This window comes from Streptomyces sp. NPDC002643 (assembly GCF_053592555.1).
Genome location: NZ_JBSFVY010000006.1, coordinates 400,642 through 410,231, shown reverse-complemented (window position 1 = coordinate 410,231; position 9,590 = coordinate 400,642). Strand labels below are relative to the sequence as shown.

Below are 9,590 nucleotides of genomic sequence, written 5' to 3'. Positions count from 1 at the left end.
ACGTACTGCTCGGGGGTTGGATGGCGTGAACTTTGCTGAGCCGGCTGTACGCGACGGACATATGACACACCGGCCCGGCCCCTTCCGTCCGTACGCGGCCATCCCGCCGTCGTGGCACACCTCGCTACGGCCCGCTGTCCCATGACCGCCCTCGCCGTCCCATGACCGCCCTCGCTACGGGCCGCCATCCGCTCCAGCCGCGGGCAGGCGTGCCGCTGGGGCGATGGGGGTACCGCCCGCGCGAGCGAAGCCGAGCGTGGGGGAGGGTGGGCGCAGCGGCACCCTGTTCGCGTCGGTAAGCGGAACCCCGGACCGGCCCGCCCCCGCTCCGGGTGCCCTCTTTTCATGGCCCGGCGGCGCCCTCTTGGTGTAGCCGGCTACACCCCCGGTTCGGGAGGTCGCTCCCTCGTGGTGAGGTCCGCTGAACGGGATCGTTGAGGGCACGAGGTCATGGCGACCTCGCAGGTCAGGCGGCCGAGCGAGGCGCGCAGGGCCGTACGGTCAGCGGCTCCCCCGCCGGGGAGATCCATGGCTCCCCGACTCTCCACCTTCCCGAATTCCCGAAAGGACATCACCCATGAAGGCGCTGCTCGCTTCCAAGCCGGTCCTGTGGTTCCTGTTTCTGTTCAACCTCGTCGTCGCCGCGATCGCCCCGTTCGTCGTCGACGGTGCCCAGGGCATCGCGACCGCCGTCGGCATGGGTGTCGTCTCACTGGGCGCCGGCGTCAGCCTCCTCCGGGGCAGCGGTCAGAACCAGGGCCAGGGCCACGCCTGAAGCAGGGCCAGGGCTTGAGGCAGAGCCAGGGGCAGGTCCTCGGCCACCGCGTCTGAGCACCGTCGTCGTCGCCTCACCCATGTCCCATGCGGCCGGGGCAGCGCATGAAACTCCCGGCGCATACCCCCCACCCGCCCAACTCCCCCCACGCCGGGGCCGTTCGACGCCTGCGACGGCCCCCTCCGTGCCGGTCCCTGTGGGGACGGGGCCCGGCACACCCACGAAGGCCCGGCGGCCGGATCTCCCCCACATCCGACCGCCGGGCCTTCGCCATGCCCCGGGCACCGGGCTTTCGGTCCTGTCCGACCGCCGGGCGATCGACAGACATGACGCGGCCGCCAAGCCATCACCCCGCCCGGCCCGGCAGGCCAACACCCCGACCGAGCGCCCGAGCTGGGGCGTAACCACCCGCCGCCCCACCCCCACGCTTCCGTACGCCCCCTCCCTCGCTCCCCCCGCCACCCCTACCGTTGCCCCGGTCGGCCGCCGTTCCGCCCGGCCCCGTACCCCCACCTCCACCCCCCACCCCGGCCCTCGGAGGCCCGACGATGACCCACGCGAAACCCCTCTCCTCGGTCGCCACCACGGCGTTCGCCCCCGGCAGGAGCCCGCGGGCGAACGCCGTGGTGGCGGTGCTGGCGTTCGGCGGCATCGTGGTCGCGTTGATGCAGACCCTGGTCATCCCGATCGTCCCCGAACTGCCCACCCTGCTGGCCGCCCCCGCGTCGGACACCGCCTGGGCCGTGACGGCCACGCTGCTCGCCGCCGTCGTGGCGACGCCGGTGACGGGGCGGCTCGGGGACATGTACGGCAAACGCAGAATGCTCCTGGTCAGCCTGGTGCTGCTGGTGGCCGGGTCGGTGACCTGCGCACTCAGCGACTCCCTCACCCCGCTGCTCGTGGGCCGGGTGCTCCAGGGGCTCGCCTCCGGAGTCGTCCCGCTCGGCCTCAGCATCCTGCGCGACGAACTCCCCGCCGACCGCCTCGGCTCCGCCACCGCCCTGATGAGTTCCTCCCTCGGCATCGGCGGCGCCCTGGGGCTGCCCGCCGCCGCGCTGATCGCGGACACCTTCGACTGGCACGCCCTCTTCTGGGCCTCGTCGGCACTGGGAGTCGTGGCGCTCGCACTCGTCCCGCTCCTGGTGCCCGAGTCGCGCGTCCGCACCGGCGGCCGGTTCGACCTCCTCGGCGCCCTCGGTATGGCGGTCGGCCTGGTCTGTCTGCTGCTGGCGATCTCCAAGGGCGCCGACTGGGGCTGGACCGGCGGCACCACCCTCGGGCTCTTCGCCGGCGCCCTCGTCACGCTGCCGGCCTGGGGCTGGTGGGAGCTGCGCACCGACCGGCCGCTGGTCGATCTGCGGACCACCGCCCGGCGTCAGGTACTGGTCACCAACCTCGCGTCGATCGCTGTCGGGTTCTCCATGTTCGCGATGTCTCTGGTCCTTCCTCAGCTCCTACAGTTGCCTGAGGCGACGGGCTATGGTCTGGGGCAGTCCCTGCTCGCCGCCGGTCTCGTCGTGGCCCCCTCCGGGCTGGTGATGATGTCCACGGCCCCGGTCTCCGCCGCCCTCACCAAGGCCAGGGGACCCAAGGCGACCCTGATGGTCGGCGCGCTCATCGTGGCCGCCGGGTACGGGCTCAACCTCCTGCTGATGTCCGAGGTCTGGCACTTCGTCCTCGTGGCGTGTGTCATCGGCGCCGGGATCGGGTTCACCTACGGGGCGATGCCCGCGCTGATCATGGGCGCCGTGCCCGCCTCCGAGACGGCCGCCGCCAACAGCCTCAACACCCTCATGCGGTCCATCGGCACCTCGACCGCCGGCGCCGTCGCGGGCGTGATCCTCGCCCATATGACCACCGGCTCCGGCACCACCGCCCTCCCCTCCGAGAACGCCTTCAAGACAGTCCTCGCCATCGGCGCGGGCGCCGCCCTGCTCGCGCTCACGGTGGCGTCGTTCATTCCGGGACAGGGGCGCGCGGGAACGGAGGGGGTTCAGAGGGCTGAGGGGACTGAGGGGACTGAGGAAGGGCCGGGGGAGACGGAAGTCGAGGAGGTGGCCGGGTTCGGGGCAGGAGGTTCGGCCGAAGCCACGGCCCGGGGTGCGGGCACCGACACGAGCAGGGGAACGGACACAGACACGGGTGCGGGTACGGGCCGGGGTACGGGCACCGGCACGGGCCTCGGCGTACCGATCCTCGGGCGGGTTCGAGGGGTCGAGAACGTGGCCGTTCCCGCCGCCGCGCTCACCCTCGTCTCCCTCGATGGGCGCCAGCTCGGCAGGACGGTCGCGGGGACGGACGGCTCGTACGCCGTGTACGCGCCCGGCGCGGGGTCGTATGTTCTGATCGCGGCGGCGGAGGGCCATCAGCCGAAGGCCTCGACGGTCGTGGTGCCGGACTGCGATGCGGGCCTACGGCGGTCGGCCTCGGCGGCGGGGGCCCCGGTGGTCTCGTACGACGTTCTGCTCAGCGGTACGAGTGGGCTGGCCGGGGTGGTGCGTTCGGCGGAGAGCGGGGCGCCGGTGGCGGGGGCCGCGGTGATCGTGACGGATGAGCTGGGGGAGGTACTGGCCGGCGAACGGACCGATGAGCTGGGCGAGTTCACGATCGCCGACCTCGTGCCGGGCACGGTGACGCTGGCCGTCAGTTCGCCCGAGCACCGGCCGCTGGCCCGGGTCGTCGAGGTCGGTGCCACGGCGTTGACGCGGGTGGAGCTGGAGTTGTGGACGGGGGCGCGCGTACGGGGCACGGTGCGTGCCGGGGGCGTGCCGTTGGGCGACGCGCGCGTCACCCTGGTCGACGCCGCCGGCAACGTGGTCGCGACCACGACCACCGGGGCCGATGGCGCGTACGCCTTCTCCGATCTCGACGGCGGCCAGTACACCGTCATCGCCTCCGGCTACCCGCCCCGGGCCACCGCGCTCACCCTCAAGGGAGACGCGGGGGACGACCACGACATCGAACTGGCCCACACGGAAGGCCTCTGAGGGCACCTGAGGGCATCTGACGGCACCTCACGGCGTCAGACGGCAGGTGAGCGGTTCGGAAACCGGGCGCTGAGCACCGGGCGCCGGCGCAACCGGCGGGGCGTGTGGCACGTCTGTTGTCATGCGTCCCGCGCGAGACGTCCCGCACCGGGACCGTCCGGAAAACAGAGGCAGAGGAGACGAGCATGCTCACGCTCATACTCATCGGTGTGCTTGTCCTGGTCATCGGCGGCTGCGCCTGCGTCTTCTGGACCGCCCGTGGTGACGCCCCCCGCTGGGCCCGCGGGGTCGCGAAGGTCACCGAGGTCGCCGGCGAACTGACCCGCGCGGCGAGCCGCAACTCCCGCTCCAGCACCCGGAACGACGACGGCTTCACCAGCAGCAACTCCGACTGAGCAGCCGATCAGCCTCCGTATGAGACGCAGGTCACATCGAGGTCTGTCACATCGCCGCGCCGCGTTCCGTCCTAGGTGTGTAACCACGCAGGACAACGGCAGAGGAGCACAGACCATGAGCACGGAAGCCCGTCTGAACATCTTCGGCAACCCGAACGCCGGCAAGCTCATCAAGCACCTCAGCTCGGCGGGCAAGGTCATCACCGACTCGGGACTGCCGCTCGCGACACAGGAGTTGGTGAAGATCCGCGCGAGCCAGATCAACGGCTGCGGTTTCTGCCTCGACATGCACACCAAGGAGGCCGCGGCGGCCGGGGAGGACGCCACACGACTGCACATGGTGGCGGCGTGGCGGGAGGCGACACTGTTCACGGAGGCCGAGCGTGCCGCCCTGGAGCTGACCGAACAGGGCACGCGCATCGCCGACGGAGCCACCGGCGTCCCGGACGAGGTCTGGGAGAACGCCGCCAAGCACTACGACGAGGACCAACTCCTCGCCCTGGTCTCCCTGATCTCCATCATCAACGCCTACAACCGTATGAACGTGATGCTCCAGCAGCCGGCCGGCACCTACACCGTCGGCCAGTTCGCCAACATCGCGTAACAGGCGTCGGCGGGACCTAGGCGGCGCCCCCGGCCGACGGGCGCGGACGCGGTGGCCCCGGAGGCCGTGGCGGTGGCGGAGTGACGCCGGAGAAGTCGTGCGGGGTGACCGTGTTGCGGTCGTGGACCGAGCGGCCGAGGGCGTACTGGGGCCACAGTCCCGCGGCCACGCGTCTGCTGCGCTCGCTCCACTCCCGGGCGGCCGGGGTGCCGCCGATCTTGTAGTAGTTGAGGGCGTAGCCGCCGGTGTGGATGCGCAGGAGGCAGAAGCCGCCGGGGTAGTCCTTCACCGCGCTGACCTCCTGCAGGGTGACATGCGGGGCCTGCGGGAGGACGGTGTGCTTGTTGCGGTGGGTGTGGCCCGCATGGTGCAGGAAGACACCGGGGGTGGTGGCGTAGGCGTCGAGGATCGCGCGGGCCTGGCGACGGTTGAGGCGCTGGCCCCTGGTCACGGGGAAGAGCGAGTCCCGTACCGTCAGCGGGTGATGCCCGAAGACGAGGGTGGGCTGATCCCGGTTCGTCCTCAACTCACCCCGTAGCCAGGAGAGTTGATCGGAGGTGAGGCCGCCCGGGTCGCCGCCGTTGCCCCGCTTCTCGTAGGTGTCGAGGCCGATGATCCGCAGCCCGCCGAGGTCATGGGCGAAGTAGGCGGGCCCGAGGCCGGAGGGATGGGGGCCGGAGGGCGCGGGGCCGGAAGGACCGAGGCCGGTGGGATCGGCGGGGTCGGGGCCGAAACCGGCGCGGAAGGTGTCCGTGCGGTGGCCCCGTAGGCCGTGGCGGCGCGGGCGGTCGTGGTTGCCGCGTACGACGAAGTAGTCCCGGCCGTGGGTGCCGAAGCCGTCCAGGATGCGCTTGGCGGCGGCGAGATCGGCGGGGGCGCCGCCGGCCGAGATGTCCCCGGCGGCCAGCAGTCGGTCGGCGCCGCGCCGGTGGGCCTCGGTGACCAGGGCGCGGGCCATGATCTCCGGGTACGGGGCGAGGTCGAGCCGTTGGGAGACGCCGCGCGGCAGCGGGATGCCCGTCAGCAGCCGGCCGGCGGTGATCTCACCGAGGTGCAGGTCGTTGCAGAGGGCGATCGACATCAGATGGCGGCCGGGCGGGGGCTCGGGGGTGGTGAAGGAGTACGGGCCGCCGCGCGAGCCGAAGCCGTGGCGCGAGGTGCCGACGGCGTTGCCGCGTACGAGGTGCATGGCGGTCGGGAGGGCCGCAGTGCCCTGGGAACGTGCCTGGTAGTAGTACGTCTGCCCGGGTTCGAGGCCGGTCAGCTCGATGTGGTGGTGGGCGGTGGGAGCGGCGCCGTACGCCGTACGGTTCAGCCGGGACGGGTGGGTGCCGTAGACGACCTCGCCCTCGGTCACGGCGGGCAGCATCCGGCCGGAGCCGTCGTCGCTGCCGGGCACGCCCGTGAACCAGGTGATGACGGCCCGGTCCTCGGTCAGCGTGACCAGTTCCAGATTGACGGCCGCCACGGTACGCACGGCCGCCGCCCGGTCCCGGGGGCCGCGCGCCTGGGCCACACCTAGCTGCGCGGCGAACACCGCCAGCACCGAGAGCGGAGCGGAGACACAGCAATGCATGTGCATGTCTGCTTGGTGCCTCCGAGTGGTGAACACAAGCCGTGCGCCTGAGGACGCCGACCTGAAGGGAGCGGGTACGGGGAGCCGGGAGACCGGGAGTCCGGGATGGGATGAGCGGTATGGGGGGAGCGGCCGGGTGGGGACTGGCGGGTGCGGCCTCGACCACGGCCACGGGAGTGGGAGCGGGATCGGATGTACTACGACCATACGGCGGCACCGAGGCGCGGCGGTAGGGCGGCCGGGCCCCGGCGGGAGTGGGGTTCGGCACGTTCGTGGACCGTAGGGTCGGCACGTGGACGACGAGGACGTGGACGACGAGGGCTGGCGGCGCGACCGGGTCGGTAGTGCGCTTCGGGGGCAGAACCCGACGGTGCTGCGGCGGCTGGACGCCGGGTTCGCGGTGATCGGGGATACGCAGTTCCTGCCGGGCTACTCGGTGCTGCTCGTGGACGAGCCCGGGGTGGGGCGGCTGTCGGAGCTGCCCCGGGCGAGGCGGCTGGCGTTCCTGGCGGACATGGACCGGCTGAGCGAGGCCGTGGAGCGGGCGTGCGGACGGCTGGACCCCGCCTTCCGCCGGGTGAACCTGGAGATCCTCGGCAACACCGACCCGTTCCTCCACGCCCACATCTGGGGCCTGTCGTTTGGATCACGCCTGGGCCGCAGGGTGTGGCACGCACATCTGCGGCGTTGTCGTCAGTCGCCAACGCTCCGCGTTGACTCCCTCCTCCGCCTTGCAGCTGCACGCACCACACCCCGCTCACCGGCAGCCGCCAGGCACCGTAACCCGAAGCCGGCGTGATCCAAACGACAGGCCCTGGCCCCGGTACGCGTGGGAGCCGGCCGAGGTGGTGGGGCGGCCGGTGTGGCTGTATCCGAGGGAGCGGTGGAGTGACCCGCGCCACATGCTGGGACCCCGGCACGGCGCACTGCGCGAAGCGATCACAGAAGAGCTGGACCGCCTCGCGGCCTGACCGCCCCCGCCCCGCCCCACCCTGCTTCGCCCCACCCTGCCGCGCCCTGCCCCGCCCGGCCCTCCCCTTCCCCCCGGCTACACCATCCCCTCCGGCACGCGGACGCCCTCACCCGCCAGGTGCCTCAACGCCGCCGCGATCGAGTAGCAGTCGAAGATCGCCGAGTGTTCCCGGCCCTCCACCGGCCGGGGGAGGCCCAGGGCCTGCCACAGGCGGCCGGAGTTGGTGGTGGCCGTCGTGGGGGCGACGGTGTTGAGCCAGGGGCGGATGTTGAGGAAGCCGGGGGCGAGGGAGCTGTGCTTGATGTCCTCGCCCCGGGCACGGGCCCACCCGACGTTCTCGCCGAGGACGACCATGTCGTTGCCGTAGGAGAGGGCGGGCCCGCCCTGGCAGAAGCCCAGGAAGTCGCTGATGGCCCGGGCCGGTGGGATGCCGTCCCGGTCGAGCGTGGGCTGGTCGATACCGGTGAGGGTGGTGAAGAAGGGCGAGAGCAGGGGGTTCACCACCGGGTGGACCAACGTCTCGAACTCCTCCACCACCACGTGGTCCTCGGTCAGGCGCAAGGCGCCGATCTGCACGATCTCGCGAAGCTGGCCGGGCGCCGACCAGTCCTCCTCCGCCGCCCCCGGCCAGGTCGTGAACTCCAGGTCGTAGACGACGAAGGTGGAGGGGGTGGAGGGGGTGGAACGGGCGGAGGGGGTGGAACGGGCGGAGGGGACGGAGGAGGCAGGTGGGGCGGATGAAGCTGACAAGACGGCACGCTCCCTGTGTGTAGTGCGTCAGCGGTCGCGGCGTTCGCGGTGACCGCTGCGCCAGGGGGACGTCCTACCCACGTGAGGTGGTTGCCGAGCGGGGCGCGGGACCGGCGGTCATCCGTTCGAGGACGGACAGTCCGGCGTCGGCCTTCGCGGCCGGTGACGTCGACAGGCCCGACGTCGGCCCCGACTCCGACTCCGACCCTGCCGCCGCGCCCGCCCCCGGCTTCTCCTCCGCCACCCCCTCCGGGCACAGCGCCTCGACGACATACGCGTTGAGGGCGTCATCGATGGGGCTGGGTTCGAAGCCCGTGCCGTCCTCGTTGAGGCGCTGGTACTTCATCAGGTTCCAGCCGAGGGAGAGCTGACGGCCGCCGTCGGCACGGGTGAGGCTGATCGTGCCGGCGCCGAAGACACCCCCGTCGTGGCCCCAGAAACGTCCGCAGCCGGGAAGGTCGAGGGTGTAGACGCCGAGCCCGTAGTCGATGGTCCCGCCGCCCGCGACGAGTTCCACGGGAACCGTGCGCCGCATCTCGGCGAGGGAGGCCCGGCCGACCAGGTCGCCGGTGAGCAGCTCGCGGTAGAAGCGGTTCAGGTCGTCGGTCGTGGAGATGATCGCCCCGGCCGTGGACGCCCAGGACATGTCGTAGACGCTGTAGTCGCGGGGCGGGTCGATCAGCCCGAAGAAGGACTCGTACATCTTGGCGTGCGGGCCCTTGATGTACGAGGTCCTCGGGTACGTGGTGTGGCGCAGCCCGGCGCGGTCGATGACGTTGCGGGTGATGTACGTTGACGCCTTCTGGCCGGTGACCGCTTCGAGGACGAGCCCGGCGATCACGTAGTTGGTGTTCGAGTACCGGCCGGGTTGTGCGCCGGGGGTGCCGGTGGCGGGGGCGGCGAGGCCCAGGCGTACGAGTTCCTCGGGGGCGATCGTACGGAAGCGGTGCTCGTCGAGGCTGGCGGTGGAGTTCTCCAAGAGGGAGGGGAAGGCGCCGGGGATGTAGTCGGCGATGTGACTGGTGTGGTTGAGGAGCATGCGTACGGTGATGGCGTCACCGCGGGATCGCCCGGTGCCGGTGACTGTGCCGGCCCCCGTGTCGTTGTCGGCCCCCGTATCGGCCCTGGCCCCGCTGCCGTCGAACAACTCGGGGACGTACTCGGTGACCGGCGCGTCCAGGTCGATACGGCCCTTCTCCACCTGCTGCATGATCGCCACCGTCGTGAACGTCTTGCTGATGCTGCCCACCCGGTGCCGCATGTCCGGGGTGACCGGGCGCCCGGTGTCGACGTCGGCGAGCCCCGACGCCCCGGCCCACCGGTCGCGCCCGTCCCGTACGGCGGAGTACGCGCCGTACATCCCCGCGTCGTGCACGGCGTCGAGACCGGCGCGCAGGGCGGCCCGGTCCAGGCCGCCGCCGGCCGGGGCCTCGACCCGTGGCGCGGCGGACGCGGTCGGCGCGGCGGCGACCGCCAACAACGCGCACCCCAGTGCGGCCCCGACAACACGCTTCACACGCATGACTCACT

Annotated in this window: 8 protein-coding genes and 1 pseudogene; 6 read left to right on the top strand and 3 right to left on the bottom strand. The window is 72.1% G+C overall.

The window, feature by feature from the left end; all coding sequences use genetic code 11:
- Nucleotides 1-577: 577 nt before the first annotated feature.
- The 4 genes from ACWD4G_RS12450 to ACWD4G_RS12435 all read left to right on the top strand — a co-directional run bounded on the left by ACWD4G_RS12450 (nt 578) and on the right by ACWD4G_RS12435 (nt 4,761).
- Entirely contained in the window at nt 578-775 is a 198-nt protein-coding gene (locus tag ACWD4G_RS12450) for a hypothetical protein (RefSeq protein ID WP_451292633.1), read from the top strand.
- A 548-nt stretch (nt 776-1,323) separates the two neighbouring features.
- Nucleotides 1,324-3,762 (top strand): MFS transporter, encoded by a 2,439-nt coding sequence (locus ACWD4G_RS12445; RefSeq protein ID WP_451292632.1) that lies wholly within the window; start codon nt 1,324-1,326, stop codon nt 3,760-3,762.
- A 185-nt stretch (nt 3,763-3,947) separates the two neighbouring features.
- Nucleotides 3,948-4,157, top strand: coding sequence for a hypothetical protein (locus ACWD4G_RS12440; RefSeq protein ID WP_451292631.1), 210 nt, complete (start codon nt 3,948-3,950; stop codon nt 4,155-4,157).
- Nucleotides 4,158-4,272: 115 nt separating this feature from the next.
- Nucleotides 4,273-4,761, top strand: a complete 489-nt coding sequence (locus ACWD4G_RS12435; RefSeq protein ID WP_451292630.1) for a carboxymuconolactone decarboxylase family protein — start codon at nt 4,273-4,275, stop codon at nt 4,759-4,761.
- Between the two features lie 16 nt (nt 4,762-4,777).
- On the opposite strand, the gene ACWD4G_RS12430 is transcribed toward ACWD4G_RS12435, so the two are convergent.
- Nucleotides 4,778-6,337: a metallophosphoesterase gene (locus tag ACWD4G_RS12430; RefSeq protein WP_451292659.1), complete on the bottom strand. Its 1,560-nt coding sequence runs from the start codon at nt 6,335-6,337 to the stop codon at nt 4,778-4,780.
- A 292-nt stretch (nt 6,338-6,629) separates the two neighbouring features.
- Between ACWD4G_RS12430 and ACWD4G_RS12425 the strand changes: the two genes are divergently transcribed.
- Nucleotides 6,630-7,136 carry a hypothetical protein gene (locus tag ACWD4G_RS12425; protein WP_451292629.1) on the top strand — a complete coding sequence of 169 codons (507 nt, stop codon included), beginning with the start codon at nt 6,630-6,632 and terminating at the stop codon, nt 7,134-7,136.
- A 16-nt stretch (nt 7,137-7,152) separates the two neighbouring features.
- Nucleotides 7,153-7,308, top strand: a pseudogene (locus ACWD4G_RS12420) (diadenosine tetraphosphate hydrolase); the annotation flags it as partial.
- A 77-nt stretch (nt 7,309-7,385) separates the two neighbouring features.
- Here the strand turns inward: ACWD4G_RS12420 and ACWD4G_RS12415 are convergent.
- Both ACWD4G_RS12415 and ACWD4G_RS12410 read right to left on the bottom strand, forming a co-directional pair.
- Nucleotides 7,386-7,955, bottom strand: a complete 570-nt coding sequence (locus ACWD4G_RS12415) for a 3'-5' exonuclease (RefSeq protein ID WP_451292658.1) — start codon at nt 7,953-7,955, stop codon at nt 7,386-7,388.
- 178 nt (nt 7,956-8,133) lie between these two features.
- Entirely contained in the window at nt 8,134-9,582 is a 1,449-nt protein-coding gene (locus ACWD4G_RS12410) for a serine hydrolase domain-containing protein (RefSeq protein WP_451292628.1), read from the bottom strand.
- Nucleotides 9,583-9,590 lie beyond the last annotated feature (8 nt).